At 73.8% G+C, this 20,938-nt stretch carries 18 protein-coding genes and 1 pseudogene; 15 read left to right on the top strand and 4 right to left on the bottom strand.

Features of this window, described 5'->3' with window-relative positions:
- From LG632_RS11945 to LG632_RS11965, 5 genes and pseudogenes are all read left to right on the top strand, one after another.
- A pseudogene (locus LG632_RS11945) lies at positions 1-191 on the top strand (hypothetical protein); the annotation flags it as partial.
- A 151-nt stretch (positions 192-342) separates the two neighbouring features.
- A complete protein-coding gene (locus tag LG632_RS11950; RefSeq protein ID WP_226726975.1) occupies positions 343-1,185 on the top strand; it encodes a nitrilase-related carbon-nitrogen hydrolase in 843 nt (280 codons plus the stop codon).
- A complete protein-coding gene (locus LG632_RS11955) occupies positions 1,182-2,477 on the top strand; it encodes an aspartate aminotransferase family protein (protein ID WP_226726976.1) in 1,296 nt (431 codons plus the stop codon). Before LG632_RS11950 ends, LG632_RS11955 begins: the two co-directional genes overlap by 4 nt.
- A gap of 19 nt (positions 2,478-2,496) precedes the next feature.
- Positions 2,497-3,897, top strand: a complete 1,401-nt coding sequence (gene hydA / locus LG632_RS11960) for a dihydropyrimidinase (RefSeq protein WP_226726977.1) — start codon at positions 2,497-2,499, stop codon at positions 3,895-3,897.
- A 23-nt stretch (positions 3,898-3,920) separates the two neighbouring features.
- Entirely contained in the window at positions 3,921-4,937 is a 1,017-nt protein-coding gene (locus LG632_RS11965; protein WP_226726978.1) for a TIGR03842 family LLM class F420-dependent oxidoreductase, read from the top strand.
- Positions 4,938-5,067: 130 nt separating this feature from the next.
- On the opposite strand, the gene LG632_RS11970 is transcribed toward LG632_RS11965, so the two are convergent.
- The 3 genes from LG632_RS11970 to LG632_RS11980 form a co-directional block, all read right to left on the bottom strand.
- On the bottom strand, positions 5,068-5,643 hold the full coding sequence (locus LG632_RS11970; protein ID WP_226726979.1) for a GNAT family N-acetyltransferase: 576 nt from the start codon (positions 5,641-5,643) through the stop codon (positions 5,068-5,070).
- 225 nt (positions 5,644-5,868) lie between these two features.
- Positions 5,869-6,084 carry a hypothetical protein gene (locus LG632_RS11975; protein WP_226726980.1) on the bottom strand — a complete coding sequence of 72 codons (216 nt, stop codon included), beginning with the start codon at positions 6,082-6,084 and terminating at the stop codon, positions 5,869-5,871.
- Between the two features lie 310 nt (positions 6,085-6,394).
- Entirely contained in the window at positions 6,395-7,456 is a 1,062-nt protein-coding gene (locus tag LG632_RS11980) for a PucR family transcriptional regulator (protein ID WP_226726981.1), read from the bottom strand.
- Between the two features lie 383 nt (positions 7,457-7,839).
- On the opposite strand from LG632_RS11980, the gene nhaA reads away from it, so the two are divergent.
- The 8 genes from nhaA to recQ all read left to right on the top strand — a co-directional run bounded on the left by nhaA (position 7,840) and on the right by recQ (position 17,133).
- Positions 7,840-9,147, top strand: a complete 1,308-nt coding sequence (gene nhaA / locus LG632_RS11985; RefSeq protein ID WP_226726982.1) for a Na+/H+ antiporter NhaA — start codon at positions 7,840-7,842, stop codon at positions 9,145-9,147.
- A 21-nt stretch (positions 9,148-9,168) separates the two neighbouring features.
- Positions 9,169-9,432: a hypothetical protein gene (locus LG632_RS11990; RefSeq protein WP_226726983.1), complete on the top strand. Its 264-nt coding sequence runs from the start codon at positions 9,169-9,171 to the stop codon at positions 9,430-9,432.
- Positions 9,433-9,584: 152 nt separating this feature from the next.
- Complete coding sequence (locus LG632_RS11995) at positions 9,585-10,094, top strand: NfeD C-terminal domain-containing protein (protein WP_226726984.1); 510 nt, start codon at positions 9,585-9,587, stop codon at positions 10,092-10,094.
- Positions 10,095-10,179: 85 nt separating this feature from the next.
- Entirely contained in the window at positions 10,180-11,703 is a 1,524-nt protein-coding gene (locus LG632_RS12000; RefSeq protein WP_226726985.1) for a flotillin family protein, read from the top strand.
- 261 nt (positions 11,704-11,964) lie between these two features.
- Positions 11,965-12,792, top strand: a complete 828-nt coding sequence (locus tag LG632_RS12005; RefSeq protein WP_226726986.1) for an inositol monophosphatase family protein — start codon at positions 11,965-11,967, stop codon at positions 12,790-12,792.
- Positions 12,793-12,894: 102 nt separating this feature from the next.
- Positions 12,895-14,313, top strand: coding sequence for a phytoene desaturase family protein (locus LG632_RS12010; RefSeq protein ID WP_226726987.1), 1,419 nt, complete (start codon positions 12,895-12,897; stop codon positions 14,311-14,313).
- The gene (locus LG632_RS12015; RefSeq protein WP_226726988.1) at positions 14,313-14,822 is read left to right on the top strand and encodes an O-acetyl-ADP-ribose deacetylase; all 510 of its coding nucleotides are present in this window, start codon (positions 14,313-14,315) and stop codon (positions 14,820-14,822) included. Before LG632_RS12010 ends, LG632_RS12015 begins: the two co-directional genes overlap by 1 nt.
- A 232-nt stretch (positions 14,823-15,054) precedes the next feature.
- Positions 15,055-17,133, top strand: a complete 2,079-nt coding sequence (gene recQ / locus LG632_RS12020; protein ID WP_226726989.1) for a DNA helicase RecQ — start codon at positions 15,055-15,057, stop codon at positions 17,131-17,133.
- Between the two features lie 602 nt (positions 17,134-17,735).
- Here the strand turns inward: recQ and LG632_RS12025 are convergent.
- The gene (locus LG632_RS12025) at positions 17,736-18,206 is read right to left on the bottom strand and encodes an Lrp/AsnC family transcriptional regulator (RefSeq protein ID WP_226726990.1); all 471 of its coding nucleotides are present in this window, start codon (positions 18,204-18,206) and stop codon (positions 17,736-17,738) included.
- Between the two features lie 258 nt (positions 18,207-18,464).
- Between LG632_RS12025 and LG632_RS12030 the strand changes: the two genes are divergently transcribed.
- Together LG632_RS12030 and LG632_RS12035 are read left to right on the top strand one after the other, a co-directional pair.
- The gene (locus LG632_RS12030; RefSeq protein WP_226726991.1) at positions 18,465-19,562 is read left to right on the top strand and encodes a DMT family transporter; all 1,098 of its coding nucleotides are present in this window, start codon (positions 18,465-18,467) and stop codon (positions 19,560-19,562) included.
- Positions 19,555-20,742, top strand: a complete 1,188-nt coding sequence (locus LG632_RS12035; RefSeq protein WP_226726992.1) for an amino acid aminotransferase — start codon at positions 19,555-19,557, stop codon at positions 20,740-20,742. Before LG632_RS12030 ends, LG632_RS12035 begins: the two co-directional genes overlap by 8 nt.
- The last annotated feature ends 196 nt before the right edge of the window (positions 20,743-20,938 follow it).

Here is a 20,938-nt window from a genome sequence, read left to right on the forward strand (position 1 = left end):
GAGCCGGCCGGCACGGCGAGGCCGACGCCCTCCTGGCCGCCTTCGTCCGCGCCCGCACGCCCGCGGACGCGGCCCGGCTGGCACGCCACGCCCCGGACTGGTTCGCGCCCCGCCTGCTGGCCGCCGCCCGCGCGGTGTCCGACGTACGCCACCGCGAGCTCCGGCATGCGCTGCGCATGGTCAGGGCCTGACCGCAACCGACCACCGGAGGCGGGAACTTGATCGATTGGGCCAACCGTGCGCGGTGGTCTTGCCCCGCGGTGTGACGGGGCTTACGGTCACGTACCTACGCATTCCGTCTACGTGCGTAGAGGCCCGGCGTCCCGTCGCAAGGAGCAGCTCATGGCCCACATCGTCCGCGCCGCGCTGGTCCAGGCCACCTGGACCGGCGACACCGAATCGATGATCGCCAAACACGAGGAGCACGCCCGCAGAGCCGCTGCCCAGGGGGCGCAGATCATCGGGTTCCAGGAGGTGTTCAACGCCCCCTACTTCTGCCAGGTCCAGGAGCCCGAGCACTACCGCTGGGCCGAGCCCGTCCCCGACGGCCCGACCGTGCGCCGGATGCAGGACCTCGCCCGCGAGACCGGCATGGTGATCGTCGTACCGGTCTTCGAGATCGAGAGCCAGGGCTTCTACTACAACACCGCCGCCGTGATCGACGCCGACGGCAGCTACCTCGGCAAGTACCGCAAGCACCACATCCCCCAGGTCAAGGGCTTCTGGGAGAAGTACTACTTCCGCCCGGGCAACGCCGGCTGGCCCGTCTTCGACACCGCCGTCGGCAAGGTCGGCGTCTACATCTGCTACGACCGCCACTTCCCGGAGGGCTGGCGCCAGTTGGGCCTGGCCGGCGCCCAGCTCGTCTACAACCCCTCCGCCACCCACCGCGGCCTGTCCGCGCACCTGTGGCAGCTGGAGCAGCCCGCCGCCGCCGTCGCCAACGAGTACTTCGTCGCCGCCATCAACCGCGTCGGCCAGGAGGAGTACGGCGACAACGACTTCTACGGCACCAGCTACTTCGTGGACCCGCGCGGCCGGTTCGTCGGCGACGTCGCCAGCGACAAGGAGGAGGAGCTCCTCGTCCGCGACCTCGACCTCGACCTGATCGAAGAGGTCCGCACCCAGTGGGCCTTCTACCGCGACCGCCGCCCCGACGCCTACGGAGGACTCGTCCAGCCGTGACCGACCCCACCCCGCTGCTCAGCCGCCACCGCCAGGTCCTGCCCGACTGGCTGGCCCTGTACTACGCACACCCGATCGAGCTCACCCACGGCGAGGGCCGGCACGTCTGGGACGCCGACGGCAACCGCTACCTCGACTTCTTCGGCGGCATCCTCACCACCATGACCGCCCACGCCCTGCCCGAGGTCACCAAGGCCGTCGCCGAGCAGGCCGGGCGGCTCATCCACTCCTCCACGCTCTACCTCAACCGGCCGATGGTCGAACTGGCCGAGCGGATCACGGCCCTGTCCGGCATCCCCGACGCCCGGGTCTTCTTCACCACCTCCGGCACCGAGGCCAACGACACCGCGCTGCTGCTGGCGACCGCGTACCGCCGCTCCAACCAGATCCTGGCGATGCGCAACAGCTACCACGGCCGCTCCTTCTCCACCGTCGGCATCACCGGCAACCGCGCCTGGTCCGCGACCAGCCTGTCGCCGCTCCAGACGTACTACGTCCACGGCGCCGTCCGCAGCCGCGGCCCCTTCGCGCACCTGGACGACGCCGCGTTCACCGCGGCCGCCGTCGCCGACCTCGAGGACGTCCTCGGCCAGGCCCGCGGCGGCGCGGCCGCGCTCATCGCCGAACCGATCCAGGGCGTCGGCGGCTTCACCTCCCCGCCCGACGGCCTCTACGCCGCCTTCCGCGAGGTCCTCGACCGGCACGGCATCCTCTGGATCAGCGACGAGGTGCAGACCGGCTGGGGCCGTACCGGCGACCACTTCTGGGGCTGGCAGGCGCACGCCCGGAACGGCCCGCCCGACCTGCTCACCTTCGCCAAGGGCATCGGCAACGGCATGTCGGTGGGCGGCGTCGTGGCCCGCGCCGAGATCATGAACTGCATCGACACCAACTCCATCTCCACCTTCGGCGGCTCCCCGGTCACCATGGCCGCGGCCAACGCCAACCTCGCCCACCTCCTCGACCACGACCTCCAGGGCAACGCCCGCCGCGTCGGCGGCCTGCTGCTGGAACGGCTGCGCGCGGTCTGCGCCGGGGTGCCCGCCGTCCGCGAGGTCCGCGGACGCGGCCTGATGGCGGCGATCGAACTGACCCGGCCCGGCACGGACCGCGCCGACCCGGAAGCGGCCTCCGCCGTGCTGGAGGCGGCCCGCGCGGGCGGCCTGCTGATCGGCAAGGGCGGCGGCCACGACACCGCCGTGCTGCGCATCGCCCCGCCGCTGTCCCTCACCGTCGGCGAGGCGGAGGAGGGCGCCCGGATCCTGGCCGAGGCCCTGCGCACCATCACCTGACCCCAGGGGGAGCCGCACCATGACCTTCCGCACCCTGATCCGCGGCGGCCTCGTCGTCACCGCCGCCGACGAGCTGCACGCGGACGTCCTCGTCGAGGACGGCCGCGTCGCCGCCCTGGCGGCGCACGGCTCGGCCGCGGCCGAGTCCTGGACGGCCGACCGTACGCTCGACGCCACCGGGAAGTACGTGATCCCCGGCGGCGTCGACGCCCACACGCACATGGAGCTGCCGTTCGGCGGCACCTCCGCCTCCGACACCTTCGAGACCGGCACCCGGGCCGCGGCCTGGGGCGGCACCACCACCATCGTGGACTTCGCCGTCCAGAGCGTCGGCCGCACCCTGCGCGAGGGCCTGGACGCCTGGTACGCGAAGGCCGACGGGAAGTGCGCGATCGACTACGCCTTCCACATGATCGTGTCGGACGTGAACGAGCACACCCTGAAGGAGATGGACGCCCTCGTGGAGGAAGGCGTCAGCTCGTTCAAGTTGTTCATGGCGTATCCGGGCGTCTTCTACTCGGACGACGGCCGGATCCTGCGCGCCATGCAGCGGGCGTCCGGCAACGGCGGCCTGATCATGATGCACGCGGAGAACGGCATCGCGATCGACGTGCTCATCGAACAGGCCCTCGCCCGCGGCGAGACCGACCCGCGCCACCACGGCGAGGTGCGGCACGTCCTGCTGGAGGCGGAGGCCACCCACCGCGCCGTCCAGCTCGCCCGGGTCGCCGGCGCCCCGCTGTACGTCGTCCACGTCTCGGCCGAGGAGGCGGTCGCCGAGCTGGCCGCCGCCCGCGACAAGGGCCTGCCGGTCTTCGGCGAGACCTGCCCGCAGTACCTGTTCCTGTCCACCGACAACCTGGCGGAGCCGGACTTCCAGGGCGCCAAGTACGTCTGCTCCACCCCGCTGCGCCCGCGCGAGCACCAGGCGGCCCTGTGGCGTGGACTGCGGACCAACGACCTCCAGGTGGTCTCCACCGACCACTGCCCGTTCTGCTTCAAGGGCCAGAAGGAGCTCGGCCGCGGCGACTTCTCCAAGATCCCCAACGGGCTGCCGGGCGTGGAGAACCGTATGGACCTGCTCCACCAGGCCGTCGTGGACGGGCACATCAGCCGCCGCCGCTGGATCGAGATCGCCTGCGCGACCCCGGCCCGGATGTTCGGCCTCTACCCGCGCAAGGGGACCGTCGCGCCGGGTTCCGACGCCGACATCGTCCTCTACGACCCGCACGCGGAGCAGGTCCTGTCCGCCGCCACGCACCACATGAACGTCGACTACTCGGCGTACGAGGGCAAGCGGATCACCGGACGCGTCGACACCGTCCTCTCCCGCGGTGAACTCGTCCTCGACGCACGGCAGTACACCGGCCGGGCCGGACACGGTGCCTTCGTCCACCGCTCCACCTGCCAGTACCTGTAAGCGACCGCAAGGAGCAGCCAGCCATGGACTTCGGCCTCGTCCTGCAAACCGACCCGCCCGCCTCCCAGGTCGTCAGCCTGATGAAACGCGCGGAGCGCAACGGCTTCCGCTACGGCTGGACCTTCGACTCGGCCGTGCTGTGGCAGGAACCCTTCGTCATCTACAGCCAGATCCTCGCCCATACGCAGAAGCTCCACATCGGCCCGATGGTCACCAACCCGGGCACCCGGACCTGGGAGGTCACCGCCTCCACCTTCGCCACCCTCAACGACATGTTCGGCAACCGCACCGTCTGCGGCATCGGCCGCGGCGACTCGGCGATGCGGGTGGCCGGCCGGGCCCCCAACACGCTGGCCCGCCTCGGCGAGGCCATCGGCGTCATCCGCGACCTCGCGGAGGGCCGGGAGGCGCTCGTCGACGGCAATCCCGTCCGCATCCCGTGGATCAAGGACGGGAAGTTGCCGGTCTGGATGGCCGCGTACGGACCCAAGGCGCTGGCCTTGGCCGGGCAGAAGGCCGACGGGTTCATCCTCCAGCTCGCCGACCCGTTCCTCACCCAATGGATGGTCAAGGCGGTCCGGGACGCGGCCGCGGCGGCCGGCCGCGACCCGGACGCGATCACCATCTGCGTGGCCGCCCCCGCCTACGTGACGGCCGACGGCTCACCCGAAGCCCTCGCCCACGCCCGCGACCAGTGCCGCTGGTTCGGCGGGATGGTCGGCAACCACGTCGCCGACCTGGTCTCCCGGTACGGGGAGCACTCGGGCATGGTCCCGGACGAACTCACCGAGTACATCAAGGCCCGCCAGGGCTACGACTACAGCCACCACGGCCGTGCCGGGAACCCGTCCACCGACTTCGTCCCGGACGAGATCGTCGACCGCTTCTGCCTGCTGGGCCCGGTCGAGGCCCACGTCGAGAAGCTGCGCGCCCTGCGCGACCTCGGCGTCCACCAGTTCGCCGTCTACGACATGCACGACGCGCGGGAGGCAGTGATCGACGCCTACGGCCAGCACGTCGTCCCGGCACTCCGCGACTGACGCACGACGCCGCGGCGACGCCGGTCCAGTGGGCAGAGGGCCGCCTCCGGCCCGGTGGCCGGGTCACGGCGGAGGGCTTGCTCGTGCGACCCGGCGGCCCGGGCGGTTCCGTGCGGGGTCGGCTTCGTGATCACCGGCTCCGGGGCTGGCGGTCGACCTCCGGGTGCCACTCGCGGCGCAGGAGGCCGAAGACCCAGGAGTCGGAGACGTCGCCGTTGACGACGCAGTCCTCGCGGAGGGTGCCTTCGCGGACGAAGCCGAGCTTCTCCAGGACCCGGGCGGACGCCACGTTGCGCGTGTCGGTCTCGGCCTGGACGCGGTTCAGGTCCAGGGTGTCGAACGCCCACCGCAGGACGGCGTGCGCTGTCTCCGTGGCGTAGCCGTGGCCCCACGCGGCGGCGTCGAAGACGTAGCCCAGGGACGCGCTGCGGAAGTCCGGGTTCCAGCTGAACAGGCTGCACCAGCCGATGAACGCGCCGTCGGAGACGCGGTCGACGGCCACCCGCGCTCCCGTGCCTTCCTCCTCGATCGTCCGGCAGGTCGCGATGAAGCGCTGGGCGCGGGCCGGTTCGGTCCACGGCGGGGAGTCCCAATAGCGCAGCACGTGGGCGCTGCTGTGCAGCGCGTACAGCGATGCCGCGTCGGCGTCGGTGAACGGCCGCAGCCGCAGGCGGGCGGTGTGCAGCTCGGGGGTGCGCAAGGTCATGCGGAGCATCCTGCCGCGTCAGGCTCGCTCCCGACCATCCGTTTATCGGGACGGTTGGGGGCGCGTACGTCCGCGGTGACGCCGGACGCGGCGGATGGGCGAAACCCTGCAGCAGGGGCTCCAGCTGGGGGGATGGCCGGCACGGTACTGCGGACGGGTCAGAGCCGGTCGGTCAGGGGGAGCGGGGCGGCACCCGGTTCGTACGGCGCGACTGCGCCTGTCACGTCACCGCAGGCGATGCCCCGCGGTTCGCGGACGGTCCGGCCACCCTCGGCGGGCTGACCCGGGGGGTTGCTGGTCGAGGACGTTGCGGAGGTGGAAGAGGGCGGGCAGGTCCGCCTCCTGCACGAACGCCTTCAGAAGGTCGCTGATGTGCTGGTCGTTTCCGTCGCTGACGGCACGGGCGATGGCGTGGGCGAGGGCCTCGGCGTTGTGCGGCATACCGCCACCCTTACCGGCGGCCTGGTCGCTCACACCCGTGATCACCAGGCGGCGGTGCTCGCAGCACTGCCTTCGCTGCCGAGGGCCGGCCCTGGAGCCTTCGGCCGGTAGCGCGGGGTGGGAGATCAGGCGGTGGTGATGTGGGTGAGGGCGGTATGGAGGCGGCGGACGGCGTCCTCGGCGTCTTCCCGCGCCCATGTGCCGTCCCGTGCCCCGGTGCCGGCGTGCTCGCAGGGGGCCGTGTGCTGCCGACCACGGGCCCGTGCAAGGGCGCCGGACCGCCGGACCGCCGGACCCCGTGAGCGCCGGGTCAGGACGAGGCGTCCGGCCAGCGGAGCAGCCGTGCCCCGATGACCGCGGTCTGGAGGGTGTAGCGGTGCTGGGGGTCGCCCGGGTCGGTCCGGGTGAGGGAGCGGATGCGTTCCAGCCGGTACGTCAGCGCGCGCACGCTGAGCGAGAGGCGCCGGGCGGCTTCGACGGCCACGCAGCCGCTGTCGAAGTAGGCGGAGAGCGTGTCGATCAACGGTTGTGCTCCGCCGCGGGCTTCCCTCAGCGGGCCGAGGGTGGTTTCCACGAGATCGGCCATCGCCTGCCGGTCCCGTGCCAGGACCGGGTAGACGAGCAGGTCGGCGGCGTGCAGGACGGGCCCTTCCAGGTCCATCCGGTCGGCGAGGTCCAGCGCGTTGAGGGCCTCTTCGTAGGAGTGGACGACACCGCCGGGTCCGGGGTGGGTGCGGCCTACGGCGACCCGGCCGCCGTCGGTCGCCGCGTGCGCCCGCTCGGCGAAGAACGCCAGGACGTCGGGCTGGTCGCCCGGGGCGACGCAGATCAGGCGGCCGTCCTTGGTGGCCAGCAGGGTGTGCCGGTTGCCGAAGCGGGCGTGGACGGCCGCTTCGATGCCCCGGGCGACCGGATAGCCGTCCCCGTACGGCTCGGGGCCGATGGCGACGGCCACGGCGTGGGCCCCGGACAGGCGCAGGCCGAAGCGCTCGGCGCGCTCGGCGAGGCGGCCGAGATCGCTGCCCCCGTAGAGGAGGTCGTCGATGAACTCGCGCCGTGCAGCCTCCTCCTGGCGTACTGCCAGTTGGGGTGCCCGTTCGAAGCCCTCGGCGAAGGCGTCCACGGCCTGCTCGACAACGGCGAGCAGGCTGACGCGCTGGGGAGTGGCCAGCGCTTCCTGGACTCTGCGTGCCTCGGCCAGGTGGGCGCGTACGAGGGCGCGCAGACCCAGGCTCGCTTCAGCCGCCCGTTCGCCCTCGGCTCGGCGGGCATCCAGTTCCGCCCGGGTGAGGCGGCGGCCGGTGCCGCAGGCATCGAGCAGCATCTGCGCGTACCCCGCCAGATACTCGTCCGCCACGGTACCTTCCGCCATGATTCCTCCCCGATCCCGACGCGTCCCTGACACGTTCTTGACGCCGGACAAGGGTGGCATCCGGCAAGCACGCTGCCGGCACCGGCACCGGAGCGGCGTGGAGACTGCCTGCCACCGGCAGTGCCGAGACCGGCAGCCCGACTACCCCGAGGGCCCGTACCCACCCTCGCGCCTTGGGCACGTACCGGCCCCGTCCCTTGCCCGAGCGCCGTCACCGCACGTCACAGCCTCTCTGGCGGCATCCCGCGCCTCCCGATAGGGTGTAAAGAACGCGTCAACGCGCTCATCGCAGCACCGGGCGGACGCGGGGTGTGCCGGGAAGTCTGGTCGGCGTCCTTGGGGCCGTGTGCCCACTCGCAGCCGACGCCCCGGAGGTGTCCCTCGTGAACGCTGCCCCGCCCCCACAGCGCTCTCCCTTCCTCGGCCTGCTGCCCTGGCCCGAGCGCCGCGTCATCGCCGAGGCCCTGCGCACCGAGACCCTCGGCGGCCTCGTCCTCCTGGCCGCCGCCGTCGTCGCCCTCGTCTGGGCGAACAGCCCGATCAGCGACGCGTACGAACAGATACGCGACTTCCACTTCGGCATACCCGCCCTGGGGCTCGACCTCTCGGTCGGCCACTGGACGGCCGACGGCCTGCTCGCCGTCTTCTTCCTCGTCGCGGGCATCGAACTCAAACGGGAACTCGTCGTCGGCGAGCTCCGCACCCCGGCCACGGCCGCGCTGCCGGTCGTGGCCGCCCTGTGCGGCATGGCGGTCCCCGCCGCCCTGTACGCCCTGACCGCGGGCCTCGGCGGCGGCAGCCTCGACGGCTGGGCCGTGCCCATGGCCACCGACATCGCCTTCGCCCTCGCCGTCCTCGCCGTGATCAGCACCCACCTGCCGGCGGCGCTGCGCGCCTTCCTGCTCACCCTCGCCGTCGTCGACGACCTCGGCGCGATCCTGATCATCGCGATCTTCTTCACCGGCGACCTGAACTTCTGGGCCCTCGGCGGCGCTGCCGCCGGCCTCGCCGTCTTCTACGCCCTCCAGCGGTTCCGGGTGCGCGGTTGGTGGTGGTACGTCCCGCTCGGCCTCGCCGTCTGGGCCCTGATGTACAACAGCGGCGTCCACGCCACCGTCGCCGGAGTCGCCATGGGCCTGATCCTGCGCACCACCGCCGACAAGGGCGAGGACGCCTCCCCCGGAGCCCGCACCTCCCACCTCCTCCACCCCTTCTCCGCAGGCGTCGCCGTCCCCCTCTTCGCCCTCTTCGCCGCGGGCGTCTCCGTCTCCGGCGGCGCCCTGGCCGAGGTGTTCACCCGGCCCGAGCCCCTCGGCGTCGTCGTCGGACTGGTCGCCGGAAAGGTCCTCGGCGTGTTCGGGGGGACCTACCTCGCCGCCCGCTACACCCGTGCCCGCCTCAACCCCGATCTGGCCTGGGCCGACGTCTTCGGCCTCGCCGTCCTCGCCGGGATCGGCTTCACCGTCGCCCTCCTCATCGGCGAACTCGCCTTCCGCACTGCGGCAGCCGGTGAGCACGTCAAGGCCGCTGTCCTGGTCGGCTCCCTCCTCGCCGCGATGCTCGCCGCCGTTCTGCTCCGGCGCCGCAACGGGATCTACCGGCGCCTGTACGAGGAGGAGACGCTCGACGCCGACGCCGACGGCATCCCCGACATCTACCAGCGCACCGCCGAGCCCGGTGCCGGCCGATGAGACGGCGGGAAGGGAACAAGAGTGGGCGCGACGCTCCTGGTACTGGCGATCGTCATCGCAGCCCTGGTGATCAGGACGGCGGTCGCTGAACTGCGCGATCCCGGGGCCGGGCGCCGGCAATGGCGCTTCCTGCGAGATCCGCGCGCACTGGCGGCCGGTGCGGGCGTGACGCTCGTCCTCGCCCTGGCCGGCTGGCGATCCGGGGGTGCGCCGGCCTTGCCGTGGGCCGTACTGGCGGGGGTTCTGGTCGCCTTCACCCTCGGGGGACGCGTACCACCGGACTGACGTGCGCGCGGCCGCCGTTGCGGGGCGCAACCGACGGGCGGCGGCATCAAGAGGGCGTAAAGATTGCCGACGGCAGGCAATGTGCGCCTGCGCGCCCTCCTGGCAGCCTGGTGTTGTCCGGCGGGAACGGTGGTCAGGCGGGGGAGGTGCCCATGGGCTTGTTTCTGGGTCTCGGCATGGGAGGAATCGTGCTGCTCGCCGTCTCGCTGGTGTTCGACGGGGTGCTCGAAGGATTCTTCGACGGTGCCCTGGACGGACTGTTCGACGGGTGGCTGTCGCTTCCGGTGGTCGCGGGCTTCGTTTCGATGCTCGGTTTCACGGGGGCGATCGTGCTCGGGTCCACCGGACTCGGGCCGGGATCGGCAGCCGCCGCCGGGGCCGTGGCCGGAGCGGGCGCGGGCTGGGCGACGTACCGCTTCGGCCGCGCCCTGCTCCGGCAGGGCGCCGGGAGCGCCCCGCACCAGGCGGACCTCGTGGGTTCCTCGGGGCGGGTGGTCACGGCCATCCCGGTCGGTGGCTTCGGGGAAGTGCTGCTGTCGCTGGGCGGGCAGCCGGTGAAGTACGCCGCGACCGCCGACGCCCCGCTGGAGCGGGGTTGCGAGGTCTGGGTGACGGCCACGCCCTCCACGACGTCGGTCACCGTACGCGCCGTCGAACGCTGAGCAGTACCGGCGCGTCCTTGCGCCTCGTTCTCGTCCTTCATGTCCACCACTGATCTGCCCCGTTCCGGAGGCAGGGGGAGCCCTCATGAGTCCTGTCGTCATCGCGGTCGTGGGAGTCGTCGCGCTCCTCGTCCTGCTCGCCCTCGTCGTCGTCACCCGGTACAAAGTCGCAGGTCCCAGCGAGGCGTTCATCATCACCGGGCGGCGCGGGAAGCAGGCCACCGATCCGAACACCGGGCAGGTCTTCACCGACAACAGCGGCCAGAAGGTCGTGGTCGGCGGCGGTGTCTTCGTCGTGCCGTTCGTCCAGCAGCGGTACACGCTCGACCTGTCCAGTCGTCACATTCCCGTCGCCGTTCGCGGCGCGGTCACCCTGCGCGGCATCAAGGCCCACCTCGAAGGCGTCGCGATCGTCAAGGTCGGCGGGACCGAAGACGCCATCCGGGCCGCGGCCCAGCGGTTCCTCCAGCAGCAGGACGGGATCGTCGGCTTCACCCAGGAAGTCCTCTCCGGCGCGCTGCGCGCGATCGTGGGCCGGATGTCGGTGGAGGACGTCATCCGGGACCGGGCCGCGTTCGCCGGCCAGGTCGCCGAGGAGGCCGAGGCCAGCCTGTCCGGGCAGGGTCTGGTGCTGGACGCCTTCCAGATCCAGGACATCAGCACCGAGGGCTCGTACCTGGAGGACCTCGGCCGGCCGGAGGCCGCCCGCGCCAAGCAGGAAGCCGACATCGCCGAGGCCAACGCCCGGCAGGCCGCCGAGCAGGCGAGGCTGAAGGCCGAGGAGGAGATCGCTCTCGCACAGCGCACCCTCTACCTGCGGCAGGCCGAGATCAAGGCCGAGACCGATGCGGCCGCCGCGCAGGCGAACGCCGCCGGCCCGCTGGCCGAGGCCGACCGGCAGCAGCAGATCCTCACGGAGCAGGAGAAGGTCGCCGAACGCCAGGCGGCCCTGACCGACCGCCAGCTCGACACCCAGGTCCGCAAGCCCGCCGACGCCCGCCGCTACGAAGCCGAACAGCAGGCCGAAGCACAGCGGATCGCGCGCGTGAAGCAGGCGGAGGCCGAGAGGGCGGCCGCCATCGCGGCCGCCGAGGCGGAGGCGGAGCGGGCGCGCCTGACGGGTGAGGGCGAGAAGCAGCGCCGCTCCGCCCTCGCGGAGGCCGAGGCCGTCGAGGGCGCCAAGCGAGGCGAGGCCGAGCGCGCCCGCCGCGCTGCCATCGCCGACGCCGTCCGACTGGAAGGCGACGCGGAGGCAGCCGCGATCGCGGCGCGGGGCACCGCCGAGGCCGGGGCGATGCAGAAGAAGGCCGAGGCCTACGAGCGCTACGGTGACGCGGCGATGGTGCAGATGCTGGTCGAGGCCCTGCCGCAGGTCGTCGCGAAGGCGGCCGAGCCCCTGTCCGCCATCGACAAGTTGACGGTCGTCTCCACCGACGGCGCCTCCAAGCTGTCCCGCACGGTCGCCGACAACGTCGCCCAGGGCATGGAACTCCTCGGCTCCACCACCGGCGTCGACCTCGCCCAGCTCCTGAAGGGTCTGACCGCACCCGAGCCGGGTCCGAAGACCTCGGAGGCCGGGATCAACGGCAGGATCGCCGTCACGGAATAGCCGGGACTGGTGCCGGGTCCTTCCGGAGGGCGGCGTACGGGGCGAAGGCGCCGGGCCCGACCGGCGAGAGGGCGGGGCGGACCGGTCCGGTGAGGATCATCCCTGTGGTGAACGGCCGAGGCTCCCGGCGGCGGCCGGGGGCCGGGGTCGGGGCCGGGGGTCGGGGCCGGGGGCCGGGGGCCGGCGGGCCGGGACCGCCTCTTCATCCGCTGTCCACCGATACAGGTGGGCATTGTCGGACCGGCGTGATGTGATGGACGCATGATCGAAGAGTTCTTGACCCGTGACCTGTCCGCCGTCGAGGAAGCCGTCCGCAAGGCCGCCGCGGCCGAGATCGTGCCGAGGTTCCGTCAGCTCTCCGAGCACGAGGTCGGCGAGAAGAGCGGCCCCCACGACCTGGTGACCATCGCCGACCGCCGTGCCGAGGAGCACCTGACGGCCGAGCTGACCCGGCTGCTGCCCGGCTCCGTCGTGGTCGGCGAGGAGGCCGTGCACGCCGACCCGACCGTCTACGGCGCCCTGCGCGAGGACGCCCCCGTGTGGATCGTCGATCCCGTCGACGGCACCCGCCAGTTCGTCGCCGGCGAACCCGGGTTCTGCACCCTGGTCGCCCTCGCCCGGCGCGGCGAGATCCTCGCCTCGTGGACGTACGCGCCCGCCCTGGAGCTGCTGGCCACCGCCGTCCGCGGCCAGGGCGCGTACCTCAACGGCCAGGCTCTGCACTGCGGTTCGCCGGAGCCGGGCGCCGAGCTGCGGGTCGCCATGGCCCACCCGCTGTACACCAGCGACCACGACAAGGAGGTCCTGCGCCGGCTCGACGTGCCCGGCGTGAGCGCCCGCCCGTGCGGTTCGGCCGGACTGGAGTACCTCAAGGTGGCCCGCGGCGAGGTGGACGCGCTCGCCTTCACCTGGCCCTCCGCCTGGGACCACGCCGCCGGCCTGCTGCTGGTGGCGGAGGCGGGCGGCGCCCAGAGCACCGTCGCCGGCGAGCCGTTCCGCGTGGACCGGGACAACGCCCTGCCGTTCGCGGTCGGCCGCGACGAGCCCACCGCCCTGCGCATCCGCGACCTGCTGCGCGGTGACGCGTAACGGCGTACGCCGCCCGGTCGGTCCGGCCGGGCGTCCTATCCTGAGGGTCCGTGGCGGTGCGGGCGCCACCGCCGCCGGACCGGCAGACGAAGGAGTCGCAACGTGCCGTCGATTCTCGATGCGGTCGTGGTGGGGGCGGGGCCCAACGGGCTGACGGCCGCCGTCGAACTGGCCCGGCGCGGCCTCTCCGTCGCCGTGTTCGAGGCCGCCGACACCGTCGGCGGGGGAGCGCGGACCGAGGAGCTCACCCTCCCCGGCTTCCGGCACGACCCCTGCTCGGCGGTGCACCCGCTGGGCGCGGGCTCGCCCGTGTTCGCCACCATGCCGCTGGACCGGTACGGCCTGGAGTGGCTGCACGCCCCGCTGCCCATGGCCCACCCGTTCGACGACGGCACCGCCGCCGTCCTCGCCCGCTCCATCGGCGAGACCGCCGCCTCTCTCGGACCGCGCGACGCGGGCACCTACCGGCGGCTGGTCCAGCCGTTCCACGGCACCTGGGACACCCTGGTCCGCGACTTCATGTCGCTGCCGCGCACCGCGCTGCCCCGCGACCCCGTCACCCTCGCCCGGTTCGGCCTGACCGGACTGCCGCCCGCCACCTGGCTGATGCGGCGCTTCCAGGACGAGCGGGCGCGCGGGCTGTTCGCCGGGCTCGCCGCGCACGTCGTCGCCCCGCTCGGCGGGATCGCCACCTCGGCCGTCGGCCTCGTCTTCGCCCTCGCCGCGCACGCCGTCGGCTGGCCGCTGCCGCGCGGCGGCTCCCAGTCGATCTCCGACGCGCTCGCGGCGTACCTGCGCGACCTCGGCGGAGCCGTCCACACCGGATTCGAGGTCAAGCGGCTGGACGACCTGCCGCCGGCCCGCGCGTACGTCTTCGACACCTCGCCGCGGGCCCTGGCGCGGATCGCCCGGCTGGGACGGGCGTACGACGGCTACCGCTACGGCCCCGGCGTGTTCAAGATCGACTACGCGCTGTCCGGCCCCGTCCCGTGGACCGCGCCGGAGGCCCGCCGCGCGGGCACGGTCCAGATCGGTCCGCGCGCCCGGGACATCGACGCCGCCCTCCAGCTCGCCCACGGCGGCCGGGCGCCGCGCAGCCCGTTCCTGATCACCGCCCAGCCCAGCCTGGTCGACCCCACCCGCGCCCCCGAGGGACGCCACGTCTTCTGGGCGTACGGCCACGTGCCGGCCGGCTGGGACGGCGACCTGACCGAGGCCGTCGAGCGCCAGCTGGAGCGCTTCGCGCCGGGCTTCCGCGACCTCGTCCTGGCCCGCGCCACCGCCGGCCCGCCGCAGCTGGCCGCCCGCAACCCCAACTACGTCGGCGGGGACATCGCCTGCGGCGCCGCCTCCGGCCTGCAACTGCTGCTGCGCCCGAAACCGACCCTGTCCCCGTACACCACGGCGCACCCGGCCGTGTTCCTGTGCTCCTCGGCGACCCCGCCGGGCCCCGGGGTGCACGGCATGTCCGGGCACAACGCGGCCAAGGCCGTGTGGCGCCGCCTGCGAAAGGCCTCCTGATGGTCCGCGTCACACTCGTCCAGGGCGACATCACCGAGGTGTCCGTCGACGCCGTGGTCAACGCGGCGAACTCCTCCCTGCTCGGCGGAGGTGGTGTGGACGGAGCCATCCACCGCCGCGGCGGCCCGGAGATCCTGGCGGCCTGCCGCGCCCTGCGCGCCTCCCACTACGGCAAGGGCCTGCCCACCGGCCGCGCCGTCGCCACCCCGGCCGGCCGGCTCCCGGCGCGGTGGGTGATCCACACGGTGGGCCCGGTCTGGTCCCGCGAGGAGGACCGCTCGGACCTCCTGGCCTCCTGCTACCGCGAGTCGCTCCGCGTCGCCGACGAACTGGGCGCCCGCACGGTCGCCTTCCCCGCCATCTCCACCGGCATCTACGGCTGGCCCCTGGCCGACGGCGCCCGCATCGCGATCGAGACGGTCCGCGACACCCCGACCGGGGTGGAGGAGGTCCGCTTCGTGCTGTTCGACGAGCGGGCGCATGCGGCGTTCGAGGCTGCTCTGGGCTGACTCGGGCTGTGCTGCGGCCGACCGTGCCGCCGTAGGCGTGGCCTGGTGTGGCCTGGCTTGGCCTGAACCGGCCTGGCCGACCTGACCGGGCCGGGCCGGGCCTGGCCTGGCGGCGGCGGGGCGCGCAGCTGTGAACGCCCGGGGCCAGGTGCCGGTGGCGGGCGGGGCGGGTTTTCCACAGGGGGGAGTGGTGTGGGCTCCTGGTGTCGGCGGGGGTCGCTAGGCTTCAGGAATGACTCTCTCGGACGCACCTCTCGCACCTCACGCCCCCGCCGAGGCCTCCGCCCAGGCCTCCGCCGAGGCCTCCGGCAGCGACGCCGTGCGGGTGCTCCGCAGAGTCTTCGGCTACGACTCCTTCCGCGGCGAGCAGCAGCAGATCATCGAGCACGTCGTGCGCGGCGGGGACGCGCTGGTCCTCATGCCGACCGGTGGCGGCAAGTCGTTGTGCTACCAGATCCCGGCGCTCGTCCGGGACGGCACGGGCGTGGTGGTCTCGCCGCTGATCGCGCTGATGCAGGACCAGGTGGACGCGCTCACCGCGCTCGGGGTGCGGGCCGGCTTCCTGAACTCCACCCAGGACCCCTACCAGCGCCAGGCCGTCGAGCAGGCCTTCCTCGACGGGGCCCTGGACCTGCTCTACCTGGCCCCCGAGCGGCTGCGTACCGAGGGCACGCAGCGGCTGCTCGACCGGGGCACGGTCTCGCTGTTCGCCATCGACGAGGCGCACTGCGTGTCCCAGTGGGGCCACGACTTCCGGCCGGACTACCTGGCCCTGTCGATGCTGCACGAGCGCTGGCCCGACGTGCCGCGGATCGCCCTGACCGCCACCGCCACCGAGGCCACCCACGGCGAGATCGCGGCCCGGCTGGGGCTCCAGGACGCCCGGCACTTCGTCGCCAGCTTCGACCGGCCCAACATCCAGTACCGGATCGTCCCCAAGAACAACGCGCTCAAGCAGCTGCTGGAGCTGATCCGCACCGAGCACGACGGCGACGCCGGTGTCGTCTACTGCCTGTCCCGGTCCTCCGTGGAGAAGACGGCCGCCTTCCTGGTGGAGCAGGGCATCGACGCCGTGCCGTACCACGCGGGCATGGACGCCGCGTCGCGCGCCGCCAACCAGGCGCGGTTCCTGCGCGAGGACGGGGTCGTGGTGGTGGCCACCATCGCCTTCGGCATGGGCATCGACAAGCCGGACGTCCGCTTCGTCGCCCACCTCGACCTGCCCAAGTCGGTCGAGGGCTACTACCAGGAGACCGGCCGCGCCGGGCGCGACGGCGAACCGGCCACGGCCTGGCTGGCGTACGGCCTCCAGGACGTGGTGCAGCAGCGCAAGATGATCGAGGGCTCCGAGGGCGACGAGGCCTACCGCCGCTCGCTCTCCCAGCACCTGGACGCGATGCTCGCCCTGTGCGAGACGGTCGACTGCCGCCGGGTGCGGCTGCTGGCGTACTTCGGGCAGGCCGGCGAGCCGTGCGGCAACTGCGACACCTGTCTGGCCCCGGCCGAGTCCTGGGACGGCACGGTCGCCGCCCAGAAGCTGCTGTCCACGGTGTGGCGGCTGGCCCGCGAGCGGCGGCAGAAGTTCGGCGCGGGCCAGATCATCGACATCCTGCAGGGCAAGAAGACGGCCAAGGTCATCCAGTTCGACCACGACGCCCTGTCGGTGTTCGGGGTCGGGGCGGACCTGAGCACCGCCGAGTGGCGCGGCGTGGTCCGGCAGCTGCTGGCCCTGGGGCTGCTGGCGGTCGAGGGCGACTACGGCACGCTGGTGCTGACCGAGGCCAGCGGCGAGGTCCTCGGCGGCCGGCGGAGCGTCCCGATGCGCAAGGAGGCGGCTCCGGTGGCCGCGGCCGGCTCCGGCAAGCGCGCCGGGGGGCGGTCCGGCAAGGGCGCGCGGGTCCCGGTGGACCTGCCCGCCGAGGCGCTGCCGCTGTTCGAGGCGCTGCGCGCCTGGCGGGCGGCGACGGCGAAGGAGCAGGGCGTGCCGGCGTACGTCGTCTTCCACGACGCCACGCTCCGGGAGGTCGCGGTACGCCGGCCCGGCACCCTGGCGGAGCTGGGCACGATCAGCGGGGTCGGCGAGGGCAAGCTCGCCAAGTACGGCGAGGGCGTCCTGAAGGCCCTGGCCGAGTTCGGCCCGGCCGACCCCGGCCAGCACCCCGCCCCGGCCGGCCCCGCCGCCGCCCCGGCCTCCGCGCCCGCGCCCGCCGGCGTGCCGGCACAGCGCACGGAGGAGGCCCCGCCCGAGGACGAGGAACCCCCCTTCGACCTCGACGCCCCCGAGGACACCCCCTGGGACGACTGGCACTGAACCTCGCCCCGCCTTGTTGCCGGGGCGGGGGCCGGGGCTAGGGCCGGGGCCGGGGTCTGGGCTGGGGTCTGGGCCGGGGTCTGGGCTGGGCGGGGGCCTGGGCCGGGGCCGGGGGCTGGGCCGGGGACCACGCTTGCCTGCGGCGGCGGTTTCCAGGGCCCGGGCCTGGCTGTGGCTTCCGTCTGCCTGCTGCCTGCTGCCCGCTGCCCCGGCCCTGGGCTCCGGGGCTCCGGGGCTCCGGGGCTCCTGGCCCCCCGGCGTTCCGACCTCGGGCCCCTGCGATCCCGGTCTCCCGGGCCTCGCTGCATGCCTCGGTTTTGCGGGGCCCTGGGCCCGCCCTCGATCCGTCCCCGGGCCTCGGTCCGTTCCCGGGTCTTGGTTCGTTCCCGGACCTCGGTCCGTTCCCGGGCCGTTCCCTGGCCCCGGGCCGTTCCCTGGCCCGGCCCGTTCCCTGGCCCCGGGCCGTTCCCTGGCCCCGGGCCGTTCCCTGGCCCCGGCCCGTCTCCGGGCCTCGGCCCGTCCCCGGCCCCGGCCCGCCCCCGGCCCCCGGCCCGTCCCCGGGCCCCGGCCCCGACCCGCCCCCCGACGCCGGGGCGGGGCCCCTACCCCCGCCCCGGCGTCGGGCGTGGGTAGGTTCGGGACTGTTTGACGCTGCCGTACGCGAAGCTCGATTCGATCGAGGCGATGCCCGGGATGGCGTGGATCCGGTGGCGGACCAGGGCCTCGTACGCTGCGAGGTCCTCGATCACCACCCGCAGCAGGTAGTCGCTGCTGCCCGCCATCAGGTAGCAGTCCTGGATGTGCTCGATGACCGAGACGTGCTCCTCGAAGAGCCGGACCGCCTCCGCGGTGTGCCGCTCCAGGCGGATCCGTACGAACACCGTGATCGGCAGCCCGTAGGCGACCTGGTCGACCACCGCCGTGTAGCCGCGGATCAGGCCCGCCTCCTCCAGCCTGCGCACCCGGCGCAGACAGGGGGAGGGGGACAGCCGCACCCGGTCGGCGAGGTCCTGGTTCGACAGCCGTCCGTCGGCCTGCAACTCCCGGATGATCTGCAGATCCACTGCGTCCATGGGCCCTCCTCGGCAGATCTTTGGCAGATCCTGCCCCAAACGTATGTCCGAGAGGCAGAACTAGCAATCGGCTGCCCCGGCCGAAGCCCTACCGTTGCCGCGACGGCACCACGGGCGGGTCCGCATCGTCGCGGCGCGTCCCGCTCGTCGACTTCTGCGCCTACGCGCAGCCCCGCGCCCACGCGCATCCGCGCCCCACGCGCACCCGCGCCCCACGCGCACACACGGACACGACGGTCGGAAGGCGGGACCACCTCCTTGGTCGCGACGAACACCCCGCAGGCGGAAGCGCCTCCCCGGGCCCTCCCGGCGCGCGCCGCCGGCCTGCGCCGCCTGCTGCCCTCCCCGCACGCCCAGGGCATGCTCGCCCTGGTGGTCACCGTGACCATCTGGGCCGCCTTCGCGCTCAGCGCCCGCGCGCTGAGCGCCTCCTCCCTGCTCCCCGCCGACGCCGCCCTGCTCCGCTTCGGCGTCCCCGTCCTCGTCCTGCTGCCCGCCCTGTGGCGGCGCCGCCGCCGGCTGGCCGCCGTCCGCCCCGGGCCCGCCCTGAAGATCGTCTGCGGCGCAGGCGTGCCGTTCTTCCTCGCCGCGATGCACGGCGGCGCCCTGACCTCGGCGGCGTTCGTCGGTTCGATCGTCCCCGGGATGGTCCCGCTGTTCGTCGCCGCGCTCATGACCGCCCGCGGCCACCGCGCCCCGCGCGGCACCCAGGCGGCCGGACTCGCCCTCATCGCCGTCGGCGTCGTCGCGCTGGTCTGGCGCTACGTCGTCCCGGTCGACACCGGCGTGCTCGCCGGCGCCGGCACGCTCCTGGTGGCCAGCGGCCTGTGGGCGCTGTACACGGTGGGCCTGCGGGAGATCGACCTCGACCCCGTCGGCTCGATCGGCCTGCTGTGCCTGCCGTCGTTCGCCGTGGTCGCGCTGCTGGTCCTCACCGGGGTGCTCCCGACCGGCCTGGCCGGGGCCACCGGCGGCGACCTCGCGCTGTTCCTGGTGGTACAGGGCCTGGGGGTCGGCCTGTGCGCCGGTCTGCTCTACGCCTTCGCCATCCGCCGCCTCGGCCCCGAGCGCAGCGCCACCTTCGGCAGCCTCTCGCCCGTCGCCGTGGTCCTGCTCGCCGTGCCCCTGCTCCACGAGACGCCCACCCTCGCGGTGGCGGTCGGCGTCCCCCTCATCACCGCCGGCGTCGTCCTCGCCAACCGCCGCCCCGGCCGCCCGGACCGCCCCGGCCGCGCCGACCGCCGACCCGACCGCCCCGGCCGCCCGGACCGCGCCGACCGCCCCGACCGTTCCGGCCGCCGCCCCGACACCCGCCCCGACCGCCGCCCCCGACCGAAGGTTCCCGCAGATGCTTGAGCTGCTCCCGCCGCCCCCCACCGACCCGCTGTGGGACCTGACCGAGGCGTACGGCGCCGACGAGCGGCCCGAACGGCTCAACCTGGTCCTCGGCGTCTACCGTGACGACACCGGCCGCACGCCGGTCATGTCCGCCGTCCGGGAGGCCGAGATACGCCTCGCGCACCGCTCCGACTCCAAGGAGTACCGCGGCCTGTCGGGCAACACCGCCTTCAACCGGGCCATGCTGGAGCTGGTCCTGGGCCCGCAGGGCCCCGTCGAGCGGGCCGCCGCCGTGCAGACCGTCGCCGGCACCGGCGCCCTGCGGCTGCTGGCCGACCTGATCTGCCGCACCCGCCCCGGCACCACGGTCTGGATCAGCGACCCGGCCTACGTCAACCACCGGCCGATCCTGGAGGCCGCCGGCCTCACGGTGCGCACCTACGGCCGCCGCGACGCCGAACACGGCTTCGACACCGCCGCGATGCTGGAGGACCTGCGCGCCGCGGGCGCCGGTGACGTGGTCCTGCTCCAGGGCTGCGCCCACAACCCCACCGGCGTCGACCCCCTGCCCGCCCAGTGGCAGGAGCTGGCCGCGATGGCGGCCGCCGCCGGCTGGGTGCCGTTCGTGGACCTCGCCTACCACGGGCTCGGCGACGGACTGGAGGCCGACCTGTGGGCCACCCGGCTGCTCGCCGAACGCCTGCCCGAGGTGCTGATCGCCGTCAGCTGCTCCAAGAACTTCGGCCTCTACAGCGACCGTACGGGCTGCGTGATCGTCCTCGGCGCCGCCCGCGCCGCGGTCCGCCACGCCGAGACGGCCCTGCAGAACGCCGCCCGCACCCTGTACTCCATGCCGCCCGAGCACGGCGCCGCCCTGGTGACCACCGTCCTCCAGGACGCGGACCTGAGCCGGTCCTGGCGGGCCGAACTGGAGACGATGCGTGGCCGGATCGCGGCCAACCGCGCGGACCTGTGCGCGCATCTGGACGCCCTGGGCCACGGCGGTGCCGCCCGCGCGCTGGCCCGGCAGAAGGGCATGTTCTCCATGCTGCCCCTGTCCGCCGGCCAGATGCTCCGGCTGCGCCACGACCACGCCGTCTACGGCACCACCGCCGGACGGATCAACATCGCGGGCATCGCCGGGCACCAGGTGCCCCGCCTGGCACAGGCCGTCGCGGCGGTCCTCGGCACGTCCTGACGCGGGCCGGCGCCGGGCCGCGTACCACCCCCGGCGCCACTCCGGCCGGATTTCGCCCTAGCTCCCCGCGGGGGTGCGGTGATCGAATCGAGGGCATGCCGCACCCGGACCCGCACGTCACCGCCCGTCACCGCGGGACCGACCGTACGCCGGGCGGACCAGGCTCCTGTCAGGGGCACGTGCCACGGCCCCGCCC

The sequence above is a fragment of the Streptomyces antimicrobicus genome (genome assembly GCF_020532625.1).
GTDB lineage: Bacteria > Actinomycetota > Actinomycetes > Streptomycetales > Streptomycetaceae > Streptomyces > Streptomyces antimicrobicus.